Origin of the sequence: Pseudoclavibacter sp. AY1H1 (assembly GCF_002931055.1) — a bacterium.
Lineage (GTDB): Bacteria > Actinomycetota > Actinomycetes > Actinomycetales > Microbacteriaceae > Pseudoclavibacter.
The window spans coordinates 36,287-59,499 of sequence record NZ_PSXX01000015.1 but is presented as its reverse complement, the minus strand read 5'-3'; the positions used below and the strand labels follow the sequence as shown (position 1 = coordinate 59,499).

Here is a 23,213-nt window from a genome sequence, read left to right as displayed (position 1 = left end):
GGTCCCTCCTCGCAGCGCTCGGCGAATCCGCATCGTGCTTGGCAGGGCGGGGCTCGGCAGGGCGGCGCCGCGCTCGAGGAGTACGCGCCGTTCCCCGCGGGCCCGTGCCGTTCAGGATCCCGGGTACCGGTTCGCGGCCATCACCGCTCCGACCCGTGCCGTCGCCGGATAGTTGATGCTGTGGCTCTGCACGTACTCGGAGAGGCCGAGCTCCCCGAACTCTCGCCCGTGGCCGCTGACCCCGCGCCCACCCATCGGGGCTCGGAGGGATACTCCGGCACGGTTGGCGCAGTTGATGAACGTGAACCCCGCTCTGAGTCGGCGCGCGACGGCCTGCGCTCGCGGAATGTCGACGCTCCACACCGACGAGGCAAGCCCGTGCTCGACCCCGTTCGCTCGCTCGATGGCCTCGTCGACGGTGTCGTAGGCGAGGATCGGGAGGAGCGGCCCGAACTGCTCCTCGCGGACGAGCTCGTCCGTGTCGCGCAGGCCCGTGACGATCGCGGGCCGAACCCAATGGCCGCCGGGGGTGATGGACTCGTCGAGCGTGCCGATCTCGGTGACGGTCCCGCCCGCATCCGCTGACCGCTCGCGGAGGGCTTCGAGGCGTGCGCGCGCGTCGCCGCTGATGACGGGGCCGATCGTCACGCCCTCGACCCTCGGGTCTCCGACCCGCAGGACTCGCTCGGCGGCGGCCACGAGGTCGGCGACGAAGGCGTCGTGGCGCTCGCGGGGAACGTAGACGCGCTTGATGGCCATGCACACCTGCCCGCTCGTCAGCATGGCACCGAACACGACCCGCTCGGCGAGCTCCGGGCCCCAGTCGGCGTCGTCGAGGAGGATCGCCGCGTCGTTGCCGCCGAGCTCCATGACGGTGGGGCGGATGGTGCGGGCGGCGGCTGCTCCGATGGCTCGGGCCGCGGCGGGGCCGCCCGTGAAGGAGATGAGGTCGACGTCGGGGCTCTCGACGAGTGCGCTTCCCGTCTCGCCTTCGCCGTTGACGAGGTTCAGGACACCGGCGGGCAGTCTGGCGGCGATCGCGGAGTAGAACGCGGTGACGGCGAGGGGCGCGAGCGGTGAGGGCTTGAGCACCATGGTGTTGCCGGTCATGAGCGCCGGGATGACCTTGAGTGCGGCGAGGATGACGGGCGCGTTCCACGGGGTGATGGCGGCGACGACGCCCATGGGTTCGACGACGCGCAGCAGGGTGCCCTCGGCATCGTCGATGAGCTGCTCGGCGCAGACCGCGTCGAGGTGCTCGGCGCAGAACTTCGCGAGGTGCCGGGCGAACTGGAACTCGCCGTGCGCGTCCTGTGCGGGCTTGCCCATCTCGCTCGCGATGAGGTGCCCGGAGTGGTCGGGGTTCGCCGCGGCGTCCTCGGTCGCGTCCGAGAGCTGTCGCGCGCGGTCGGCTGCCGGGACCGCCGCCCAGAGCGGAGCTGCGGTCCGGGCTGCGGCAAGCGCATCCCGCACCTGCTCGGGGCTCGCGTTCGCGACGGAACCGACGACGGTGTGCCCGTCGATGGGGCTGACCACTGCGAGCGACGCGGGCGAGGCCACTCGGCGGCCGTTGATGAAGGAGTCGAGATGCATGGTGTCCATGATCGACGCCCGATGCGAAGATCGCATGCAATCCATGTTGCAATCGTGTGAAAAGATCCGCCAATCGCACCCAATAAGTCAAGATTGCACGCAATCTAGCTGCATGGATGCACACACCACCTCTCCGAGAGTCGCCATCGTCACTGGAGGGTCCCGCGGTCTCGGCCGCGTCATGGCCCTCGCGCTGCGAGCGGCGGGCTACGCCGTAACGATCACCGCGAGCGGGGCATCCGCCGCCCTTGACGAGGTCGTCGCGGAGGCCGCCGAGCTGCCGGGCGGTGCTGAAATGCTGCTGCCGATGGTCGCGGACGTGAGCGACCCGAAGCGAGCGCAGGAGGTCGTCGACGCCACCGTCCAGCGATTCGGGGGTGTGCACGCCCTCGTCAACAACGCGGGACGCGGCATGCGCCTCGTCAGCGAGACCTTCACGACCGACCCGGTGCACTTCTGGGATGTGCCTGCCGCGACGTGGTCGCAGATCATCGACACCAACGTCAACGGTCCGTTCGTCATGTCGCAGGCCGTGATGCCGCTCTTCCTCGCGCAGCGGGAAGGGCGGATCGTCAACGTCTCGACGAGCGCGCAGACCATGATCAGGCCCGGGTACGCACCGTACGGGCCGTCGAAGGCGGCGCTCGAGGCGATGACACGCTCGTGGGCCACCGACCTGGCCGGCAGCGGGGTGACCGTCAACCTGCTGCTGCCGGGTGGCGCCGCCGACACGGAGCTGCTGCCCTCGGGCCCCGACAGGAAGGGGGCGGATGGCAACCTGCTGGCCCCCGACGTCATGGCGGCGCCGGCTGTCTGGCTGTGCTCGACCGGCAGCGCGCACGTCTCCGGGGCGCGTGTCATCGCGAAGCTGTGGGATCCGTCGCTTCCGGACGCGGAGGCGTTCACCGCGGCGAGCGCCCCGCACGTCGTCGCAGGCTGAGCCGCGCCCGCGCCACCCGCCCCCGTCCGGCGCTGAGAGTTGTGGCGAAGCGCGGTCGGGAGAAATCCCGACGGCGCTTCGCCACAACCTTGTGAAGAGGTGCCGGTGACGGACGGTGACGGTGGGGCCAGTGTCGGCCCTGCGCTAGTTGTGCGCGGACCGGTGCGGGCGACGTGCGGCTTGCGTCCGCGTCTGTGCCCGGCGCCGAGAGTTGTGGCGAAGTGCGGTCGGGAGGGATCCCGACGGCACTTTGCCACAACCTTGGGCAGGGGCAGGGGCAGGGGCTGGGGCTGCAGGGGCGCGTGCGAAGGGGCAGTGGCAGTGGTTGCAGTGTGGTGGGCGGCGTCTCTGGGGCTGGCTGGTGGCGAGATGTGCGGCGGAGCCTCGGGCCCGCGCCGGGCCCCGCGCCCCGGCGTCCGCATCCAGAGCATCGTGCCCGGGGCTGAGAGTTGTGGCGAAGTGCGGTTGGGAGGAATCCCGGCGGCACTTGGCCACAACTTTCGGCAGGGGCAGGGGCAGGAGCGGGGGCAGCAGCAGCGGCGGGCGCGGTGGTGGTGCGGCCGGGGCCCGGGGGTGGCCCTACGCCGAGCTGGCTGCGAGGCCCGCCAGGTAGGTGACGACATCCTGCTCGCTGACGACGTCGGCGTACTTGGCGTCGAGGTCGAAGAGGGCCGCCTCGTGGGGCTCCGAACGGCGGTCGCCGACGGCATCGCGCACCACAAGCGGGATGAAGCCGTGCTGGCAGGCGTCGACGGCGGTGGCCCGCACGCATCCGGACGTCGAGAGCCCGACGAGGATGACACTGTCGCAGCCGAGCACCGTCAGGTCTGTGGCGAGGGAGGTGCCGAAGAACGAGCTCGCGTACTTCTTGGAGAGGATCGGCTCGCCCTGCTGCGGGGTGAGGGGCGCCGCGATGGCGCCGAGGGGGGACCCCGTGGCGAGGGTCGCGAGACCGGCGGCCTTGCGGGCGAAGACCCCGCCGCCCGTGGGGCCCGTGTCCTGCTCGACAACCGTGTAGAGCACCGGGATGCTGGCTGCCCGCGCCGAGTGCAGCACGCGTGCGGCCGAGGCGAGCTCGTCCTCGACGCCCGCGTACAGGGGAGACGACTCGACGAGGTAGGCGTCGACGAAGTCGATGACGATGAGCGCGGGCCTCCGTCCGAAGCCGAGGCGCTGTCCGAAGCCCGCGGCCGCGTAGTCGTTGTCGGCGGAGAGGTCGGTGGCCAGGTTGGCGGTGGCGTCGGCAGCGGACACGCCAGCGGATGCAGGTGCAGGTGCAGTTGTGGACGCGGTGGTCGTGGGGGTCATGGTGGTGCCCTTCATGTGGTTGCGGGGGTGCGGGAGTTGGAAGCGGAAGGCCAGCGGGTTCACGTGGCTGCCCCGGCCTGATCATCGACGTGGGATTCCTCGCGCGACTCGGCCAGGGATTCCTCGCGGGATGCCTCGAGGGATCCCGCCCGGGCTTCGGCGCGCGCGCGGCGCCGCGTGGGGTGGAACCGTGCGGCGATGGCGGCCGTGGTGGCGGCGATGAGTGCGATGCCGGCGGCGGCGAGCCATCCGGTGGTCGGTCCGAAGTACTCGAAGACGAACCCCATCGCGAAGGGGCCAGCCGCGCTGCCGATATAGGCGCCCGACTGCACGAGCCCCGTGGCTTGGGCTGCGAAGCGGGGCACGGCGTTGGAGACGGCGTAGTGGAGCAGTCCGCTCCACCCCCAGCCGAGTCCGAAGGCGAGGACGACGCCGGTGGCGAAGCTCCAGGGGAGGGCGAGCGCCATGCCGCCGAGGCCGATGGCGCCGGAGAGCATCATGAGCGAGACCGTGGTGAGGGTCCCTCCGATGCCGCGGTCGGCGAGCCAGCCCGCGAGGGGTCTCGCGATGATGTTCGCGAGCGAGCCGAGGCTGAGGAGGAGGCCCGCGACGGCGGCCGTGTAGCCGACGCCGATGGCGGTCGTGACGGTGAAGGCGCCGATGACGCTCGATTGGGCGGCGCCGAGCCCGCTCGCGGCTGAGGCGAGGATGAGGAAGACGCGCAGGTCGCGGGGGAGCCGCTCTCGAGTGCGGCGCGTGGCGCGTGGCGTTCGCGGCGTTCGCGGCACCCGCCAGGCGAGGAACGCGACGGCGACGGCGGCGAGCGCTCCTGCGATCGCGAAGGTCCACTGCCAGCCGACCGTGAGTCCCAGGGCGGGGACGGCGAGGCCGGCGCTGAAGGTGGCGAGGGGGACCGCTCCCTGCTTGAGGCCGAACGCGAGGGCGCGCCGTCGGGTCGAGACGCCGACCCCGATGAGGGCGTTCGAGGGTGGATGCCCGAGCGAGTTCCCCGCTCCGGCGACGATGAGCCAGACGAGCAGCCACTGCCACGTCGGCGTGTAGGCGGCGATGCCGATGAGGGCGAGGCCGCCGATCGAGGAGGCCATGACCATGCCCCAGCGGAAGCCGTGCCTCGTCGAGAGGCTGCCGGCCAGCGGGGAGAGGAGGGCCGACGCACCCCAGTAGGCGGCGACGACGATGCCGAGCATCGATTCGGTGAGCCCCGTGCTGGCGCGCAGCTGCATGGACAGGCCGCCGACGAGGAAGACGGGGAGCGCGGTGACGACGGTCGTGCCGATGCCTGCGATGGTTGCGGTCCGGCCCGGGCGGCGGGTTCGCCAGACGTGCGTGGGTGTGTCGGCCGCGGGGGTGGAGGGGCCCGCGGAACTGGACTCGGGAACGCCTTCCAGCGGGGGATTCCGGGCATGCTGCTGCTCGGGCCCCGTGGTGGGCCCGGTGGTGCGCGACACGGCTCAGCCTTCGTTGGGAGCAGCGCCAGCGGTCGTGGAGGTGCCCGGTCCCTGGAGCACGGCGTTGCGGGCAGCGAGGATGTGCGAGCGCATCGCGACCTCGGCCCACAGCGAGTCGCCCGTCTGCAGGGCGGTCAGGATGTCGCGGTGGTGGTGGTTCGAGCGGATGCGGAACGTGTCGCCGTACGCCTGGTAGTTGCGGATCATCATGGGCACCTGGCTGACGCTGCGCAGGAGCGTCAGCAGCTGCAGGCTGCCGGAGACCTTCACGATGTGCTCGTGGAATTCGCGGTTGAGGCGGCCGAGCTCGACGATCTCGTCCTGGTCGCTGGCGTGGACGAGGGGGTCCATCCGCTCGATGCGGTCGATGAGGAGTTCGGCGTCGGCGTCGGTCATGCGGTCGGCGGCGAGGCCGGCGGCGCGGCTCTCGAGCGAGGCGCGGACGAAGTAGGTCTCGGCCATCTGCTCGGTCGTGTAGCCGATGACGGTGGCGCCCTTGTTGGGGATGTACGCCACGAGCCCCGCCTCCGCGAGGCGCTGGAGCGCCTCGCGGATGGGGGTCCTGCTGAGCCCGAACTCGGCGGCGAGCGCCTGCGCGCGCAGCACCGTGTGCGGCGCGTACTCGCCGCTCATGATGCGTGAGCGCAGCTCCGCGTAGGCGAGGTCGCCTCCCGTGAGGCTCTCGGGCAGCAGCACGTGCGTCGGGGTCTCGATCATCGAACGCTCGCGAGCATCGACGACGTGAGGAGGAACTGTCGGCGGGCGGTCTCGTCGCGGCCGAGGGCTTCCCACTCGGCGCGCTTCGCGGCGCGGCGCTCTTCGCTCGTGTCGCGGAGGGCGTTCCAGTTGCCCTCCGTCTCCTCGCCGACGTAGTGGCGGGCGACGGCGCGGCGCTTCTCGGCCCAGTCGTCGAGCTCCTCGCTCGAGACCTCGCCGTTGGCGTAGCCGGGCAGCAGCTCGGCGAGCAGGAGCCCGTCGTGGATTCCACTGTTCATGCCCATGCCTCCCAGCGGGTTGTTGACGTGTGCCGCGTCGCCCACGAGGAAGACGTTGCCCTTGCGGAACGTCCGCGCGACCTTGCGGTGCACTTCGTAGACGGTGACGTGCACAACAGGGTAGCCGTCGAGTTCGGGCACCACACGCCGCAGCTGACTCACGACGTAGGCGGGGTCGGTCTGCTGCTCGGACGTGAGGGCGGGATCGCAGGGGAAGAGCACGCGCCAGCCGCTGGGGTTGCGCAGCAGGACGTGCCAGTTCTCCGGGTCGGCGACGTAGTTGACGACGGCGAGGTCCTCGTGGATCTCGTGCAGGGGCAGGCTCGTCGTGATGACGAGGTAGCGCTCCGGGTAGGTGTGGCCCGAGAAGTCGATGTCGTAGTGCTCGCGCACGAGGGACCGCGAGCCGTCCGCCGCGACGAGGTAGGTGCTCGTGCTGGTGCTCACGGCGCCGTCCTCGCCGCGCACGTCCACCTCGAAGCCGTCGCCGCTCTCACGAATCGCGATGACCTCGGCGCCGAGGGTGGACGTGACGTTGGGCTCGCCGGAGATGACCTGCTGGGCGGCCGCGGTGAGGCGGCTCTGCTCGACCTGGACGCGGTACGGGTAGGCCGTGTCGTCGTCGAGCACCGCGAAGTCGAGCTCGACGATCTTGCCGATCGTCGCATCCCGGAACTGGTACGAGCGCGCGATGATGCCGGCGTCGATGAGCGGCTGGGTGAGCCCGAGCTCCTCGAGCATCTCGAGCGTCGGCGGGTGGAAGGTGGATGCGCGGTGCTCGAGCGTGCTCGCCTCGCGCTTCTCGAAGAGTGCGACGGTCATGCCGCGCTTCGCGAGCTTGAGGGCGGTGGTGGTGCCGACGGGGCCGCCGCCGACGACGATGACATCGAACTGGGGGGAAGCAGTCATGGTGTGGTCCTTTGTGTGCGCTGTGGCGGTCAGAATTCGCGGATGATGGTGCCGTATCCGCCGACGGTGTCGGTGAAGCCGGCCTGCCTGAGGGTGTGCCAGACGGTGGCGGTGTTGATGGCGACGACGGGCTTCCCGAGCCAGGTCTCGGCTTCGTCGGCCATGCGGATGAACGACAGGTTCGTGCCGACCTGCACGATCGCCTCGGTCTCGGGGGTGTCGATCTCCTCGAGCACCGTGACGAGGTCGCGTGGTGTGACGCTCGCGATCGACGTCGCGGTGGGGCAGCGAAGGCCGGTGACCTTGACGACGTCGAAGCCGGCCTCGGTGAAGTACTGGTCGACCCATTTGTCGGCGACCGGCTGGTATGGCGAGAAGACGGAGATCTTCGTCACGCCGAGGGTCTCGAGGGCGGCACGGCAGGCGGATGCGCCGGTGGTGACGGGCATGCCGCCGATCTGCTCGCTCACCTCGGTCTGGAAGGCCTCGTTGCCGGCGACGCCGCCGCTGAAGGTGGGCGCCGACATCCCCATCATCATGAGGTCGGGCTGGGCCGTCATGACGTCGCGCAGCGCCACCGACATGGAGCCTCGGATCTGCGTCTGCAGCTCCATGAAGCTCGTGTGGTCGCCCATGGCCTGCTGCTCGACGTACATGCGACCGCAGTGGAACGTGATGCCGTGGGGCGCGAGCTTGTTGACATCGTGCTCGACGACCGTGTTGGTCGATGGGACGATGACGCCGATCTTCGCGCGGTATCCGGTGACGTCTGGCATTGACGTGCTCCTTCGTGTTCGGGTGGCCGCGGTGCGGGGGCACCGCGGCTGGATTGTGGAAGCTGGTGGGGTGGGGCGCTCAGCTCGCGATGAGCTCGGCCGCTGGCATGCCGGCGCCGAGGCGCGTGTGGCCGCTCGTCGCGTCGTACATGTGGCATGCCACGGTTCGCTCGCCGACGGGGGTGTCGGCCGGTCGCTTCGTGCGGCACACCTCCTGCGCGAAGGCGCAGCGGGCCGCGAACGGGCAGCCGAGCTGTCCGGTGGCTGGGGTGGCTGGGGCTGCTGGGGAAGCAGGGGAGGGCGGGGTGGCTGACGCGGCTGCAGCCGCAGTTGCCGCAGTTGCCGCCGCCGCTCTCGCCGTGCGCCGCTTGCGCTGCTCGACCGGGTCGGTCACGGGGGCTGCCGCGTTGAGCGCCGCCGTGTACGGGTGGAGGGGTGCGCTGTGGACGTCACCGGCCGGGCCCTGCTCCATGATGCGTCCGCGGTAGAGCACAAGCGTGCGGTGCGAGATGTAGCGGACGACGTCGAGGTCGTGGGCGATGAAGATGTAGGCGAGGCCGCGTTCCTTCGCGAGCTGCGCGAGGAGGTTGAGGATCTGCGCCTGCGTCGACAGGTCGAGGGCGCTCACCGCCTCGTCGAGCACGACGAGCTGCGGCTGCATGATGAGGGCCCTCGCGATGCCGATGCGCTGCCGCTGACCGCCGGAGAACTGGCCGGGGAAGCGGTCTGCCGCGGCTCGGGGGAGGCCGACCGTCTCGAGCATGTCGCGAGCCCGCGCATCCGCCTGCTTGTCGGAGAGGCGAAGGGCCGCCTGGAGCGGCTCCGCGAGGGTCTGTCCGATCGTGCGGAAGGGGTTGAGCGAGCTGTACGGGTCCTGGAAGACGACCTGCAGCTGCTTGGCGATGTCGCGACGGTTGCGGAGCAGCGAGTGCTTCGTGAGGTCGCGGCCGCCGAAGTGGATGCTGCCGTCGCTCGGCTTCTCGAGGCCCAGGATGCAGCGCCCGATGGTCGACTTGCCCGAGCCGGACTCCCCGACGACGCCGAGGATCTCGCCGGGGGCGACGGTGAAGCTCACGTCGTCGACGGCGTGCACGGTCTGCGCGCGGTTGTGGGGGTTCTTGAACCGCATCTGGAGGTGGTCGACGCTCAGCAGCTCTTCGCTCATGCGATGCTCCTCTCTTTCACGCTGGAGTTCTGGGTGGCCGAGCCGGTGCGGGCCGCCTTGGCGACCTCCTCGACCCGCACGCAGCGGGCCATGCCGGAGCGCTGCTGGCCGGCGGCGGGGCGCTGATCTGCGCTTGCATTGCCGTCTCCGCGGCGCTGCAGGGTGAGGGCGACGGGGGAGGTGCGGCAGCGCTCGGTCGCGAAGGTGCAGCGCTCGGCGAAGCGGCACCCGGTCGGCCAGTCGCGAGGTGCTGGCACGGCGCCGCTGATGGCATCCATCGGCACTCCGGCGACGGCGTTGGCGGGCATCGCCGCGAGCAGGGCTCTGGTGTAGGGATGCGATGGGGCCGTGAGGAGCGTGTCGACGTCGGCCTCTTCGATGACCTGGCCGGCGTACATGACGACGGCGCGGTCGCACGTGTCCGCGACGACTCCGAGGTCGTGCGTGACGATGATGACCGCGAGGCCGAGCTCTTCGCGGAGGCGCCGCAGCAGGTCGAGGATCTCGGCCTGCACGGTCACATCGAGGGCGGTCGTGGGCTCGTCGGCGACGAGCACCTCGGGTTCGCCCGTCAGCGCCATGGCGATGGCGGCGCGCTGCGCCATCCCGCCGGAGACCTGGAACGTGTAGCTGGCGGCGGCCTGCTGCGGGTCGGGCATGCCGACGAGGCGGAGCAGCTCGAGTGCCCGCTCCTGCACTTCGCCTGCCTTGCGGCCCGTGTGGTGGGCGATGGCCTCGCGCAGCTGGGCTCCGATCGTGAACGTCGGGTCGAGGGCCGTCATGGGCTCCTGCGAGACGAGGGCGATCTTCGAGCCGCGCACGGCGCGAAGCTGCTTGTTGCTCTGCCCGACGATGTTGGTGCCGTCGATGACGATCTCGCCCTTCGAGACGCGGCCGCCTGGGGCGACGAGGCCGAGCAGGCTCTTCGCGGTCACCGACTTGCCGCATCCCGATTCGCCGACCATGCCGAGGGCCTCGCCGCGGCGCACGTCGAAGGAGACGCCCTGCACGACCGCGAACTCGCCGGTGCTGTCGGTGAACGAGACGCTGAGGTCGCGCACGGAGACGATGGCGTCGTCCACGTCCGGCTGCGGGTCGTCGACGGCAACGGGCTTGGTGGCGACCTGGGCTGCCGGCTTCTTGCGGAAGAAGGAGCGGACGAGGGTGGTCCCGGGGCGGTTGCCGGCGAGCGCATCGCCGACGACGTTGAAGGAGAGGATGGAGAGGATCATGATGACGCCGCTCGGTACGAGCAGCCACGGGTGCAGGTAGATGAGCTCGCTGGCCTCGCTGATCATGCCGCCCCAGCTGGGCGCCGGGGGTGGGGTCCCGAGGCCGAGGAAGCCGAGGCCAGCCTGGATGAGAAGGGCGGCGCCCATCGTGATGGAGAGCTGCACGAGCAGCGGTCCGCGGATGTTGGGGAGCACGTGGCGGAACAGGATGAGGCCGGGTGCGATGCCGGCGACGTTCGCGGCATCCACGTACAGCTCTCGCCGCACCTGCAGCGTCGTGGCCCTGGCGAGGCGCACGAAGCCGTCGCTCATCGCGATGCCGAGGGTCACCATCGCGACGGTCGTGTTGTTGCCGAAGGCGCCGATCACGGCCATGAGGATGACGATCGTGGGCAGGGCCTGGAAGAAGTCCGCGAAGCGGGAGACGAGGGTGTCGGTGAAGCCGCGGAAGTAGCCGCCGATCATGCCGAGGGGGATGCCGATTCCCATCGCGACGACCGCCGCGAGGACGGCACCGCCGAGGGTCGCTGCGCCGCCGTGGATGAGGCGGGAGAAGACGTCGCGCCCGAGGTCGTCGGTGCCGAGGAGGTGCTCGGCGCTCGGCAGCTGACGCGCGAGAGCGAGGTCCTGGGCGAGCGGGTCGAGCGGGGCGACGAGGTCGGCGAAGATCACCGACAGGCCGAGGAGGACGAGGAAGGCGAGGGCGACGACGGCTCCCGGCTTGCTGAGCAGTCTGGAGAGGGCGGTGTCGGTGCGTCGGACGCGGGTCATGCGAGCCTCGCCTTCGGGTTGATGATGCCGTAGAGGATGTCGATGACGAGGTTCATGACGAGGATCACGACGCTGAGGGCGACGACGACACCGAGCACGATGGGCATGTCGCCGAGGTTGACGGAGTCGACGACGAGCTTGCCGACGCCGGGGAGCGCGAAGACCTGCTCGATGAGCACGGCGCTGCCGAAGAGGGCCACGAACTGGAGGCCGATGACGGTGAGGACGGGGATGGCGGCGTTGCGGAGCCCGTGCAGCCAGACGATGCGCCACTCGGGGAGCCCCGTCGCTCGCAGGGTCTGCATGAAGTCGCGGCCCTGCACGTCGAGCATCGCGACCCTCGCCTGGCGGGCGACCGCCGCGGTGCCCGCGATGCCGATGGAGATGAGGGGCAGCGTGATGCGGCGGAGGAACTCGGCGGGGTCCTCCGTGAAGGGCTCCCAGCCGGACGCGGGGAACATCTTGAGGTTCACGGCGAACACGAGCACCAGCAGCACGGCGAGCCAGAAGCTCGGGATGGCCTGCATGACGCCGGCGGCCCCGCGGATGATCGTGTCGAGCCAGCCGCCGCGGCTCGCGGCGAGGATGCCGAGCACGATGCCGAGCACGGTCGTGAGGAGGATGCCGCCCATCGAGAGGGTGAGGGTGACAGGGAGCCGCTCGAGCACCTGCATCGTCACCGATTGCTGGCTGAGGTAGGAGACGCCGAGGTCACCGGTCAGGAGGCCACCGAGGAAGGCGAGGTAGCGCACGAGGATCGGGTCGTTGAAGCCCATCTCGTCACGCAGCTGGGCGCGGGCCTCCGGGGTGGCGTCGGGGCCCAGGATGGTCTGGGTCACGTCGTTCGGCATCAGGGCCACGAGGAAGAAGGCGGCCGAGACGACGAGGAAGACCATGAGCACGGTGATGCCGACTCGCCGGAGGATGTAGAGGGCCACGTGTGCTCCTTTCAGGTTGGTGATGGTGCTGGGCGGATGCGCGGGGAGGGGCGCCTCCCCGCGCATCCGGTGATGCGTGCTGCGTGCTGCGTGCTGGGTGCTGGGCAACGCGGTGCGCCTGCTGCGGGAGCCCGGGTGCCTATTCGGCGGGGGTCCAGCTGAAGGGGAGCGGGAAGACCTGGCCGGCGGCGAGCTCGACGCCGCCGAGCTTCTCCGCATCCCACACCGTGTGCGTGTGGTAGAACGCGACCGGCGCGAACCAGGCGTTCTCGACGACCCACTTGTTGACCGCCTGCCACTTCGTGGCTGCCGCGTCGGCGTCGAGCTCGCTGGAGGCGTCGGCGATGAGGGCCGTCAGCTCGGGGTCGTCGGTGCCGAACGGGTTGAGCTGCGCGTTGGGGGCGAGCATGTTCATGCTGTTGACGTAGGAGTCGATGCCGCCGTTCTGCTGTCCCTGGGAAGCGCCGAACTCCTTGTTGGTGATGGCGTCGAAGTAGTCGTTCGTGCGGTCGGAGAGGGTGGCGGTGATGCCGACGGCTTCGAGGTAGGGGAGGGTCGCCTCGAGGCGCTTGTTCTCGCCGAACATGGTGCGGCTGAGGATGGGGAGCTCGAACCCGTCGGCGTAGCCGGCCTCGGCGAGGAGCTGCTTCGCCTTCTCCGGGTTGTACTCGTAGTAGTCGTCGAGCGACTCGTCGTAGGCGGAGGTGAACTTGCCGAAGACGGAGGAGGTGCCTCGCTGGTAGTCGCTCCAGAGGGCGGTGCCGATGGCGTCGCGGTCGAGGGCGTAGTTGATGGCCTGTCGGACGCGCACGTCGCCGAGCTCGGGGATGACGTCGCCGCCGCGGTCGAAGAGCATGAGGCCGCCGACGTTGGACTCGTTGGAGGCGGCTGCGAAGCCCTGGGATTCCGCCTGGTCGCGTTGGCTCCACTGGGCGGAGATGATGTCGACGTCGCCGGCGAGGAGCGCATTGAGCTGGGCGGTCAGGTCGGTGATGACGAACATGTTGAGCTCGTCGACCTGCACGTCCATGGGCCCCGCGTACTCGGGGTTGCGGATGTAGCTGTACTCGCTGTCCTCCGTGTAGGAGTCGAGGATCCACGGCCCGGAGCCGTAGGTGTCGGTGAGCAGCAGCGTCGGGTCGTCGAGGGCGGCCTGGCTGACCATCATGCCGACGGTGAGGGAGAAGGCCTCCGGCAGCGACTGGTCCGGGGTGTTGAGGCTGAACTTCAGGGTGTCCTCGTCGACGACCTCGATCGCGTCGATCGAGTTGAGGCGCGCCTGGTAGGTGCCCGGAGTCTCCTGGTAGCGCTCGAGGTTGGCCTTGATGAGCTCGACGGTCATCGGGGAGCCGTCTTCGAAGACGCTGTCGAGGCGGAAGTCCATAGTGAGCTCGGTGGGGCTCGTGTACTCCCAGGCCGTGGCGACGCCCGGCTGGAGGGCGCCTTCGGCGTCGCTCGTGACGAGGCTCTCGTAGGCGGCTGCCGCGTAGTTGAAGGCGGAGCCGCGCATGTTGGCGGCGGGGTCGAAGGTGGGGGCGCCCTCGAGCGCGGCGATGTTGACCGCGAAGGTGGCGTCTTCGGAGGCCGAGGATGATCCGGTGGAGCAGGCGGTGACGGCGAGGGTGGTGATGCCGAGCATGGCGACGGCGGTGCCGACGCGAAGTCTGTGGGAACGCATGCGCGTCCTTTCCGGGAGCGACGAGGTGAGCGGAGCTGGGAGGAGGAGCTGGGGTGCGGTGAGAAGCAGGGTGCGGTGAGGCGGTGAAGCGGTGGTGGTTCGGCTATGTTCTGAGCCGGTGAGATGGACGCTAGCCGCAAACTGCATGCAATCTTGACCAGATAGGCGGCTTTTTACGCGCTGGTAACACTCATTGCATGCAATGAAACCTCCAGGCAACATTGTGCACTCAGGGTGGATGCAGGCCATCTGGCCCGGGGTCTCACGTGCGCCAGAAGTGGCGCCCGGGGACTCGAACACGTCGAGGAGGGCACCATGCGACCGCTGCTGACCAGAGGCGACACGCAGATCTACCGCATCGAGGAGTCGCGTTCGGCGATGCTCCCCGTCGAGGAGATGTTCGTCGATACCGACCCGCTCCGTCCGCAGATCGCCGCCCTCGGGCCGGACGACTACGAAGCGAGCACCGACCGCCTCGTGATGGCGTCGAGCAGCTACGTCGTGCGCTCACGCGGCTTCGTCGCGGTGGTCGACACGGGGGTCGGGAACGGCAAGCCGCGCATCCGGGACATGTGGAACGGGCTCGCCACGACGTGGCTCGAGGAGCTCGCCACGATCGTCGACCCTGCCGAGGTCGACGTCGTCGTCAACACGCACCTGCATTGCGACCACGTCGGATGGAACACGGCGGCGGGTGCGGCGGGCGGGTGGTCGCCGACGTTCCCCAACGCGCGCTACCTGTTCAACGAGCTCGATCGCGCCTTCATCACGGGGCCGAGCGCCAGGGGCATGTTCGAGCGCAACGGTGACTTCTGGGCCGACTCGATCGAGCCGGTCTTCCTGGCGGGGCAAGCGGACGTGGTCGAGCTTCCGCATCGGGCGTCGCCGTCCGTCGTGCTGGAGCACGCGCCCGGCGATACTCCGGGGCACATGGTGGTTCGGGTGCTCGACCCGGCGTCGGGTTCGACGGTCGCGATCATCTCCGGGGATGCGCTGCACCACGTCCTGCAGGTCGCTGAGCCCGGTCTGTCGTCGAGCTTCTGCTCCATGAAGGAGGTCGCGGAGTCCACGAGGCGTGCTCTGCTCGAGGAGTGCGCGGCGACCGGTGTGCCGATGCTCGCTGGGCACGTCGCTTCTCACGAGCTGCTCTTCGTCGAATCGGACGGCGAGGGTGGGTTCGCGATCGCCGAGGGGGCGAGGCTCAGCTGACGCGTCGCCTCGGGGGGTGACAAACCGCGCACGACCTCGACTGCTCGGCGGGTGCCGAGGTCGAGGTCGCGCGCGGCGCGTGTTGGCTGCTGGCTACTCGCTGCTGGCTACTCCACCCCGCACCATTCGGCGATGAAGAGCGCGATCGACTTCGTGATGCGGCGCACCGATTCGAGGTTCACCCGCTCGTCGTAGCCGTGGATGGCTTCGGAGACGGGGCCGTAGACGAGCGCGGGGGTGTCGGCGTACTGCACGAAGACTCGCCCGTCGAGGTAGCCGGGGGTGACGAACGACTCGAGCTCGGCGCCCCCGAACGCTGCGCTGTGGCTGCGTTCGAGCGCCCGCTCGGCGGCGCCGCCCTCCTCGAGGACGTACCCCTCGGCGTAGAAGCCGGTCTTCGTCGCGGTCGTGACGATGGGGTTGCCGTTGCCGTCTGCGGTGACGCCGTCGAGGGCGTCGGTGATCTCGGCCCAGGCCGCGTCTGCGGTGATGCCGGGGTAGAGGGCGACACGCACGTCGACCTCGCACCAGGCCGGCACGCTGGAGCCCCAGTCCCCGCCCTGGATCTTGCCGACGTTGAAGTTGATGGGGTGGTCGAGGTCCTCGAAGTAGCGGTGCTCGCCCTGCTTGGCGTTCCAGTCTGCCTCGAGCTTCCGGAGCTCGCCGATGACGTAGTAGGCGGCGTCGATGGCATTGAAGCCGGTCTGCATCTCACGGGGGTGGGTGGGCTTGCCGTCGACGCGGAGGCGCAGCCAGATGACGCCCGTGTTGGCGCGCACGAGCATGTCCTCCTCGGGCTCTGGGATGAGGACGGCGTCGGCCGTGTAGCCGCGCAGGTGCGCGGAGAGGGAGCCGTTGCCGGTGCATTCCTCCTCGACGACGGACTCGAAGTGGATGCGACCCGTCGGCGCGAGGCCCGCCGCCCGGACGGCGTCGAAGGCGTACAGGTTGGCGACGAGGCCTGCCTTCATGTCGCCGCTGCCGCGGCCGTACAGCCAGCCGTCTCGCACGGTCGCGTCCCACGGGGACCGCGCCCACTGGCTCTCGGGGCCTTCAGGGACGACGTCGATGTGTCCGTTCAGGATGAGCGAGCTTCCGCGTTCCTGGGGTGGGGTGAAGGTGCCGACGACGTTCTCGAGGCCTTCGTAGGAGATCTCGACTGCTCCGGCTCCCGGGTGGGCGGCGAGCTCGACGGGGTCGAGCTCCCAGCGGTCCATGGTGAGGCCGCGGCCGGCCATGGCGCCGTAGAGGAGGTCCTGCGCCGACGACTCGTTGGCTCGAAGCGACGGGTGCCGGACGAGCTCCTGCGTGAAGGCGATCTGCTGGTCGAAGGCGGCGTCGACGGCGTCGAGGATGCGCTGGCGCTGCTCGTCGCTGAGGGGGCTGGCCGTCGCGGTGGCAGGGGTCACGCTGGAGTCGATGTCGCTGCTGGTCGGTGTGGTCATGCTCTGGTCCTGCTTTCGTTTGGGGGCGCTCGCGGTCGGGCGGGGGCGCTCGTCGTTGTGTGGGGCGCTCGCGGTGGGGCGCACGCGGTCCGTGAGCTGGCGGTGTCGGTTACGCGTTGTGGTCGATCTCGACGATGTCGTCGCGGAGGCGCATCCGCTCGCCGAAGGCGCCGCCGATGACGGTGACGAGGCAGATGCCGATGAGGACGAGCACGGCGGGCCAGGATGAGCCGTCGCCGACGGTGATGAGCGCGGTCGCGATGAGGGGCAGGAATCCGCTGATGGCGCCGGCGAGGTTGTAGCCGAGGGAGACGCCGCTGTAGCGGAGTCGGGGTGGGAAGAGCTCCGCGAGGAGGGCCCCGGTGACGGCGTACGACAGGGTGATGAGGGCGATGCCGATGCTCACGGCTGCCGTGATGGCGATGGGGCTCTCGGTGTCGATGAGCCAGAAGAGCGGGAAGGCGGCGATGCCGGTGGTGAGCCCGCCGACGACGGTCATGCGGCCTGGGCCGAAGCGTTCGGCGAGGCGGCCGGCGAAGATGGTGACGCCGATCTGGAGGACGGCGGCGATGAGGGTCGCGTTGACCATCACCTGCCGGTCGACTTCGAGCACGTTGGTGCCGTAGGAGACGACGAAGGTGGTCATCATGTAGAACCCTCCGACGCCGAGCATGGCTGCTGCGACGGCGACGAGGAGGCGCAGCCCGGACTTGCGGAAGAGCTCGAGGACGGGGACCTTGACCTGTTCGCCGGCCGCGGCGAGCTCCTTGAAGACGGGGGACTCTTCCACCTTCAGGCGGATGTAGAGGGCGATGCCGAGGAGCGGGAACGCGAGGAGGAAGGGGAGGCGCCAACCCCACGCGTCGAAGGTCTCGGGCGGCATCATGAGCACGAGGGCGAAGGCGCCGGAGGAGACGAGGGTGCCGACGGGGGAGCCGATCTGCACGAGGGCGGCGAAGCGCCCGCGCATCTTCTCGGGGGAGTGCTCGATGGCGATGGTGGTCGCGCCGCCCCATTCGCCGCCGACGGCGAAGCCCTGCACGAGGCGGAGGACGGCGAGCATGATGGGGGCTGCGATGCCGACTGCCAGGTAGTCGGGGAGGACGCCGATGAGTCCTGTCGCGCATCCGATCATGACGATGGTGGTGAGGAGGGCGGGGCGGCGGCCGTAGCGGTCGCCGATCCAGCCGAAGACGACGGCGCCGATCGGGCGGGCCGCGAAGCCGACGCCGAAGGTCGCGAAGGCGGCGAGGGTGGCGCCGGCCGGGTCGAGGTCGGTGAAGAAGAGGCGGTTGAAGACGAGGGCCGCGGCGGTGCCGAAGAGGAAGTAGTCGTACCACTCGAGTGCGGTGCCGACGAAGGCGGCGAAGGCGATGCGCCGCGCGTCTTTGAGGCTGACCTTCGGCGCGCTGGCGGGTGCGCCCGAGGGTGGGCCCGAGGCTGCGCCCGAGGCGGGGGTCTGGGTGTTGTGGGACATGGTGGCTCCGATGTTGGGGAAAGGCCTGCATGTGAACGTGCACGTCTGCGGTGACGTCGGTGTTCCTATGCAACCCCGGATCGGCGGGGTTGGGCAATCGCCAGGCCCACTCGATTGCGCGGCTAGGATGGGCAAATGCACAATCTGAGCGGAGTTTTGGCGAATGGATGACGTGACTGTTTCGCCCGCGTTGCGGCGCGGTATCCGGTCGTGCCTCGCCGACCTCGATGAGATCACGACGCTCTACGTGAGTCAGGTGCGCACGCTGACCGGATACGTGGAGTCGGTCATCGCGGAGCGCGACGTGCACAGCACGGCATTCACGACGCTGGGCCTCATGTTCCGCCAGCTGGGCGGGGAGCGGCTCGAGGATGAGCTGCGGGCGCACTCGCGGGCCATCGGCCGGAAGCGGGTCCGGCAGGGGGTGCCGCTCGAGTCGTTGCTGCGGGCGGTGCGCATGGATTTCCGGTTCATCTGGCAGGCGCTCAACGACCGTCTGCCTGGGGAGGCGGACCGCCTGTCCGACGACGTGGTCGCGATCTGGGAGGTTGTGGAGGCGCACACGACGAGCGTGCAGTCGGGGTACATGCTCGAGCTTGGGCAGGTGAAGGCGGAGCTCGAGCAGGAGCAGGCGTTCCTGCTGCGTCGTCTGCTGCGGGGTGGGGTCGATGACTCGCAGCTGCACGTGCAGGCGGCGGAGGCGCTCGAGATTCCGCTCACTGGACCGTACTGGGTCGCCGTCGCGCATCAGGATGCGGCGGCAGGGTTCGCCGCGGATGTGCAGGACGTCTTCCCTGCGGCGGTGTGCCTGCGCCTGGATGGTGTCGAGTTCGCGGTGATCGCAGGGACGTCGGGTGTGTCTGGTGTGGCCGGTTCGTCGGGTCCGTCGAGTTCGTCTTCGTCTTCGTCAGGTCGGTCAGGTTCGTCGGGCGTGTTGGTGCAGCTGGCGCTCGCGGATCTGCAGGTGGGTGTTTCCCAGTCGGCGGCGACGCTGTCGTCGCTGAGCGAGATGTGGCAGCTGGCGTCCGAGCTGGCTGAGTTCGCTGTTCCGGGGCGTGCTGCCGTGCTCGCGCAGCACTGGCCGAGTCTTGTCGTCCGGAGGCTTGGACCGGTGGCGTCGAGCCTGGCTGCGGATGCGCTCCGCGATTTCGCGCTCCTGCCTTCATCGGAACGGGATCTTCTGGTGGAAGCCGTCGAGGTGTACATGGCCTCCGGTTCGGCGTCGAAGGCCGCGGGTGTGCTGTTCTGCCACCGGAATACGATCATGAACCGGCTGGCGAAGTTCGCCTCGGTGGCAGGTCTTGACCCGACGGTTCCCGATGATGCGGCCACGATCAAGGTCGTGCTTGCCGCGGCCAGGGGCGCGGAGGAAGGTCGGCCGTAGAGCCGTAGAGCCGTAGAGCCGTAGAGCCGTAGAGCCGTAGAGCCGTAGAGCCGTAGACCCTTAGGGCCTTAGGGCCGTAGGGCCGTAGGGCCGTGAGTCGTGAGTCGTGAGTCGTGAGCGTCCGCGACCTGTGAGCGCGTGAGATTTCGGGTCCGTGAGCCTGTAAGTGTCCGTGAGCGCGTGAGGTCTCGGGTTCGTGGGTCCGGGGGAATCTGGGCTCGGGCTCGGGCTCGGGCTCGGGCTCGGGCTCGGGATCGGGATTGTAGGTCCGTTGACCCGTTGACCCGTTGACCCGTTGACCCGTTGACCCGTTGGGCCGCGGTCTGCGGCACCGTGGGGTTGCGCGCTTGCACGGGTTGCAGGGTCGCAGGAATACAAGGTTGAAGGACCTCAAGCTCTTCGGTTGACCTGTGGGCGGGCGGCCTGGGTGTCGCTGGGTGCGTATCCGCGGCGGCGGACGGTTCTGGGCGGTACGTGGCGTCCGAGCGTGGGTGCGACGTGCCAGCGTCCGTTGCTGCTGCGAGTGAGGGTGAGTCTCTCGCGGTGCACTTCGTGGTGGTGGAAGGAGCACAGCAGGATGCCGTCTTTCGCGTCGGTTGGTCCGCCCTGACTCCAGGGCAGGGCGTGGTGCACTTCGCACCAGCGGACTGGTGCGCTGCATCCGGGTGCGCGGCAGTGCCGGTCGCGGGTTGCGACCGCCCGGCGTTGGGCTGTGGTGAAGAGGCGTTGTTTGCGGCCGAGGTCGAGGATCTCGCCGTTGGTGTCGGTAATCGCGATGCGGATGAACCCGTCGCAGACGACCTGGGCTGCGACTGACGGTGGGACTGGCTCTCCGGTGCGCTCGAGGTGGGGCAGGTCTTCGGGTCGGGTGGCGGTGCCGTCTTGTCCGGCGGTGGTGGTGACGATGATGACCGTTGGTGCCTCGCCGCCGGTGCGGGGCGCGTCGGGTGACTCGGCGTAGGCGCGGAGGATCATCGTGAGCGCGTCGATGCGCTGCTGCTCGATCGAGCGCGGGTCAACCAGTGGGACGTCAACGATCTCGTCCTCACCGACGTCGCTGTGGTTGTCACCGTCGCTGCGGCCGGCACCGGACGGGAGCTCGTCGGCACCGAGTGCTGGCGCGAGTGGTTCCCCGCACTCGGATGCGGCCGGGAACTCCACGGCTCGGCGCGGAGAGAGGAGGGCGTCGAAGACTGAGAGCAGCTGCTCGCCTTGCTCGGGCGTCGCGACGAACTTCCCTGACACCGCACCGTCGGCGCGCCGCGTAATCCAGAGGCCGCGCTCTTCGGCGATCTTGTCGGCGCGCGGCTCGTCGCCGTCGGGGTCGAGGTAGGAAACCCAGGTCGCGGCCTGCACCTCGAGGACCTTCGGTACCGCGGGCTGTTCATCTTCTGGATTCAGGCCGCACGCGGACGCGACCAGCTCACCCTCGGCGCGGGCGAGCTCGTCGACGTCCACCCGGTTGCCGGTGCGGTCGAGCCCCTTCGTGATCGCGGCTGCCTGCGCCACCGACAGAACCCCGGAGCCCACCGCCTTCGACACTTCCGCGTACCTCGGCGGGATCGGCTCGCCCGTGGCGCTCATCCGCTCCCTCGTCGCCTCTGCGACGTGCAGCAAGGTCTTCGCCTCGAAGGGCTTCACCGCGAGCACCTGCTCGACCATCGCCGCAAGGTTCCGAAACCCGGACTTCCGAGCGACCGTCTCCGCTCGCGGAGACTCGTCTTCGCGGCGCAAGAGTTCGCCAGCTACCTCAACGAGCGCGGCGTCCAGGACGCGTCGGCGAGCCGCGAGCTCACGGAGCACAACGACGATCTCCGCGTCCGGAAGGCTTGCCATCTGGAAGCGCGCCTCGAGAAGCGCGTCCACGACAGCCGTCTCACCTGAGGGTTGCCTTGACGACTGTCCTGACGACTGTCCTGACGACTGACGATGCGCCTCCTGCTCAGCCTGCGATGCCACGATAACCTCCCCCAAGATTGATTCGAGTATACCAACTTGGCCCGGTTCAATCAACAGTTGAACAGGACTTTTCCCTACGAATTCGTTTCTAGTTTCGAATGCGCAGGTGCAGGTGCAGGTGCAGGTTCTCAACATGTACGCCCCGGTTTGACTGGCATGCGCTCCATCTCACGTCGCTGGAGGGATCGCGCGGGCTGCCAGGCACGCCCGCGTCTCGGCTCAGCAGACCACGTGCTACCGACAGTGGACCCGAGCTTCATCCCAGGCGCGTCTGGCGAAAGACGGCCGGCCCGGATTCGTCCCGACTCACGCCGGGCCCCTCCGGTCCCGGACATGCCCGCCCTGACAGTGCTCGCCTTCGAAGGTGCCTGCCCTGGCAGCGACCGCCCCCGAAAGTGCCAGCCCCGAAGGTGCCTGCCCCGGCAACGCCTGCCCCGGCAGCGCTTGCCCCCGAAAGCCCCCCGAAGGTGCTTGCTCCGGCAGTGCTCGCTCGCCCCGGCAGTGCCAGCCCCGGAAGCTACCCCTCGACGCGCGGCAGCGCGGCAGCGGCGACGACGTCGCCGCTTTCCCCGCGGATCTCGACGCTCGTGACCTCTTCGCGCAGCGCTGCAGCGTTGACGGCGCAGTTGATCTCGACCTCGGAGCCGAGGAAGGTCCCTGATCCGACGTCGTCTCCGGTCGCATCCACGACGACCACCGAGTAGAACTCGCCGCTCGGCAGACCGGTGACGGTGAGGAGGGTCTCGGTGCCCCAGGTGTGCGCGACGACGCTGCCGTCGATCTCCACGCCGGCGGGTTCGCCTTGGAAGTCGACGGGTTCGACGGCGCCGAGCGTTCCTGGGTCGCCGACGGGCGGCGGCGTCTCGGGGCGGGGGAGGAAGAAGCCGCCGACGACGCCGACCAGGAGGCCGACGGCGGCGACTCCGGCGAGCAGGGCGCCGCCGAAGCGCCGGCGACGCAGTGGCGTGACCGGCGCGGCCCGCGCTTCTGTGTAACGGTCACGGTCACGGTCACTGCCACTGTCACTGTCACTGTCACGGTCACGGTCACTGCCACTGCCACGGTCACGCTCACCCGATTGAGGACCATCGGCACCAGCGTCGGCGGCCCCGAATGCCAGCACGGCGTCACGAAGCTCATCGCTGGGCGTCGCATCCAGCCACTCGGGATGGTCGGAGAGCTGTCCCGTCAGGGCGCGCAGCTCGGCCAGCTCGGCGTCGATGGTGGGGTCGGAAGCGCGCATCCGCTCGAACTCGGCGGCTTCGACTGCGCTGAGTTCGCCGACGAGGGCGGCGGCGATGAGCTCGCCGCGGCGGTCTGCGTTGTGGTCAGTCACGAGCTCCTCCAGGTTCGTCGAGGTGGCCGCGGACGGCGCGGAGGCCGTAGAAGACGCGGGTGCGGAGAGTGGCGACGGGCACCCCGCAGCGGGCGGAGAACTCAGCGTAGCTGTACCCGGTCAGGTGGATGGCGACGATCGCTTCCCGCTGCTCGTCCGGCAGGCGGGCGAGCGCTTCCGTGAGGCCGAGCCCGGTCAGCGGGTCCGGGGTCTCGGCGGGGAGGTCCGCGGAGGCGGTGGATGCGTCGGAGGCTGCGATGCGGGGGAGCCGGTCGCGGGCTCGCAGCGCGTCGGAGATGACGTTGCGGGCGATCGCGAAGAGCCAGGTCCGCTCGCCGCCCTTGGTGGAGTCGAAGCTGTCTCGGGCGCGCCAGGCTCGGAGGAAGGTCTCCTGCACGCAGTCCTCGGCGAGCGGCCGGTCGCGGAGGGCGTTGACGGTGAAGCCGAGGAGCACGCTGCCGTGGTCGCGGAACGCCGAGTGCAGGTCGAACGAGTGGGGCGCATCCGCCATACGGGCGTGTCCTCTCGTCGTCGACCACCGTGCGCGGTCAACGATAACGGCAGTGCTCACGGCTGCTCCCTCCGGTGACTCAACTCGGGTTGGTATACCCCAACTCGGGTTGGTACAG

18 protein-coding genes are annotated in these 23,213 nt (G+C 69.7%); 3 read left to right on the top strand and 15 right to left on the bottom strand.

Features of this window, described 5'->3' with window-relative positions; all coding sequences use genetic code 11:
- Positions 1–111: 111 nt before the first annotated feature.
- On the bottom strand, positions 112–1,629 hold the full coding sequence (locus C5E05_RS17730) for an aldehyde dehydrogenase (protein ID WP_181059720.1): 1,518 nt from the start codon (positions 1,627–1,629) through the stop codon (positions 112–114).
- A 76-nt stretch (positions 1,630–1,705) separates the two neighbouring features.
- Between C5E05_RS17730 and C5E05_RS17725 the strand changes: the two genes are divergently transcribed.
- Positions 1,706–2,533 (top strand): SDR family NAD(P)-dependent oxidoreductase, encoded by an 828-nt coding sequence (locus C5E05_RS17725; RefSeq protein ID WP_104342690.1) that lies wholly within the window; start codon positions 1,706–1,708, stop codon positions 2,531–2,533.
- A 579-nt stretch (positions 2,534–3,112) separates the two neighbouring features.
- Here C5E05_RS17725 and C5E05_RS17720 read toward each other — a convergent pair.
- From C5E05_RS17720 to C5E05_RS17680, 9 genes are all read right to left on the bottom strand, one after another.
- Positions 3,113–3,841 carry an isochorismatase family protein gene (locus tag C5E05_RS17720; protein WP_104342710.1) on the bottom strand — a complete coding sequence of 243 codons (729 nt, stop codon included), beginning with the start codon at positions 3,839–3,841 and terminating at the stop codon, positions 3,113–3,115.
- Between the two features lie 59 nt (positions 3,842–3,900).
- Positions 3,901–5,310, bottom strand: a complete 1,410-nt coding sequence (locus tag C5E05_RS17715; RefSeq protein ID WP_104342689.1) for an MFS transporter — start codon at positions 5,308–5,310, stop codon at positions 3,901–3,903.
- Positions 5,311–5,313: 3 nt separating this feature from the next.
- Positions 5,314–6,027, bottom strand: a complete 714-nt coding sequence (locus tag C5E05_RS17710) for a GntR family transcriptional regulator (protein ID WP_104342688.1) — start codon at positions 6,025–6,027, stop codon at positions 5,314–5,316.
- Positions 6,024–7,214: an NAD(P)/FAD-dependent oxidoreductase gene (locus C5E05_RS17705; protein WP_104298380.1), complete on the bottom strand. Its 1,191-nt coding sequence runs from the start codon at positions 7,212–7,214 to the stop codon at positions 6,024–6,026. The genes C5E05_RS17710 and C5E05_RS17705 overlap by 4 nt, the downstream gene beginning before the upstream one ends.
- A gap of 29 nt (positions 7,215–7,243) precedes the next feature.
- Complete coding sequence (locus tag C5E05_RS17700) at positions 7,244–7,990, bottom strand: arylmalonate decarboxylase (protein WP_104307870.1); 747 nt, start codon at positions 7,988–7,990, stop codon at positions 7,244–7,246.
- A gap of 79 nt (positions 7,991–8,069) precedes the next feature.
- Positions 8,070–9,155, bottom strand: a complete 1,086-nt coding sequence (locus C5E05_RS17695; protein WP_104342687.1) for an ATP-binding cassette domain-containing protein — start codon at positions 9,153–9,155, stop codon at positions 8,070–8,072.
- Complete coding sequence (locus C5E05_RS17690; RefSeq protein ID WP_104342686.1) at positions 9,152–11,158, bottom strand: dipeptide/oligopeptide/nickel ABC transporter permease/ATP-binding protein; 2,007 nt, start codon at positions 11,156–11,158, stop codon at positions 9,152–9,154. The genes C5E05_RS17695 and C5E05_RS17690 overlap by 4 nt, the downstream gene beginning before the upstream one ends.
- Entirely contained in the window at positions 11,155–12,096 is a 942-nt protein-coding gene (locus C5E05_RS17685; RefSeq protein ID WP_160075091.1) for an ABC transporter permease, read from the bottom strand. Before C5E05_RS17685 ends, C5E05_RS17690 begins: the two co-directional genes overlap by 4 nt.
- A 139-nt stretch (positions 12,097–12,235) precedes the next feature.
- On the bottom strand, positions 12,236–13,774 hold the full coding sequence (locus C5E05_RS17680) for an ABC transporter substrate-binding protein (RefSeq protein ID WP_181059718.1): 1,539 nt from the start codon (positions 13,772–13,774) through the stop codon (positions 12,236–12,238).
- A 315-nt stretch (positions 13,775–14,089) separates the two neighbouring features.
- Between C5E05_RS17680 and C5E05_RS17675 the strand changes: the two genes are divergently transcribed.
- Positions 14,090–14,983 carry an MBL fold metallo-hydrolase gene (locus C5E05_RS17675; RefSeq protein WP_104342683.1) on the top strand — a complete coding sequence of 298 codons (894 nt, stop codon included), beginning with the start codon at positions 14,090–14,092 and terminating at the stop codon, positions 14,981–14,983.
- A 107-nt stretch (positions 14,984–15,090) separates the two neighbouring features.
- Here the strand turns inward: C5E05_RS17675 and C5E05_RS17670 are convergent, their stop codons facing one another.
- Together C5E05_RS17670 and C5E05_RS17665 are read right to left on the bottom strand one after the other, a co-directional pair.
- Complete coding sequence (locus tag C5E05_RS17670; RefSeq protein WP_104342682.1) at positions 15,091–16,428, bottom strand: ArgE/DapE family deacylase; 1,338 nt, start codon at positions 16,426–16,428, stop codon at positions 15,091–15,093.
- A 109-nt stretch (positions 16,429–16,537) separates the two neighbouring features.
- Positions 16,538–17,905, bottom strand: coding sequence for an MFS transporter (locus tag C5E05_RS17665; protein ID WP_104240505.1), 1,368 nt, complete (start codon positions 17,903–17,905; stop codon positions 16,538–16,540).
- 172 nt (positions 17,906–18,077) lie between these two features.
- On the opposite strand from C5E05_RS17665, the gene C5E05_RS17660 reads away from it, so the two are divergent.
- Positions 18,078–19,289, top strand: coding sequence for a CdaR family transcriptional regulator (locus C5E05_RS17660; RefSeq protein ID WP_146081171.1), 1,212 nt, complete (start codon positions 18,078–18,080; stop codon positions 19,287–19,289).
- A gap of 390 nt (positions 19,290–19,679) precedes the next feature.
- On the opposite strand, the gene C5E05_RS17650 is transcribed toward C5E05_RS17660, so the two are convergent.
- The 3 genes from C5E05_RS17650 to C5E05_RS17640 form a co-directional block, all read right to left on the bottom strand.
- The gene (locus tag C5E05_RS17650) at positions 19,680–21,155 is read right to left on the bottom strand and encodes an HNH endonuclease signature motif containing protein (RefSeq protein ID WP_181059717.1); all 1,476 of its coding nucleotides are present in this window, start codon (positions 21,153–21,155) and stop codon (positions 19,680–19,682) included.
- A 610-nt stretch (positions 21,156–21,765) separates the two neighbouring features.
- Positions 21,766–22,584: a hypothetical protein gene (locus C5E05_RS17645; RefSeq protein ID WP_104342678.1), complete on the bottom strand. Its 819-nt coding sequence runs from the start codon at positions 22,582–22,584 to the stop codon at positions 21,766–21,768.
- Positions 22,577–23,155, bottom strand: coding sequence for an RNA polymerase sigma factor (locus C5E05_RS17640; protein WP_258064916.1), 579 nt, complete (start codon positions 23,153–23,155; stop codon positions 22,577–22,579). Before C5E05_RS17640 ends, C5E05_RS17645 begins: the two co-directional genes overlap by 8 nt.
- Positions 23,156–23,213: the final 58 nt, after the last annotated feature.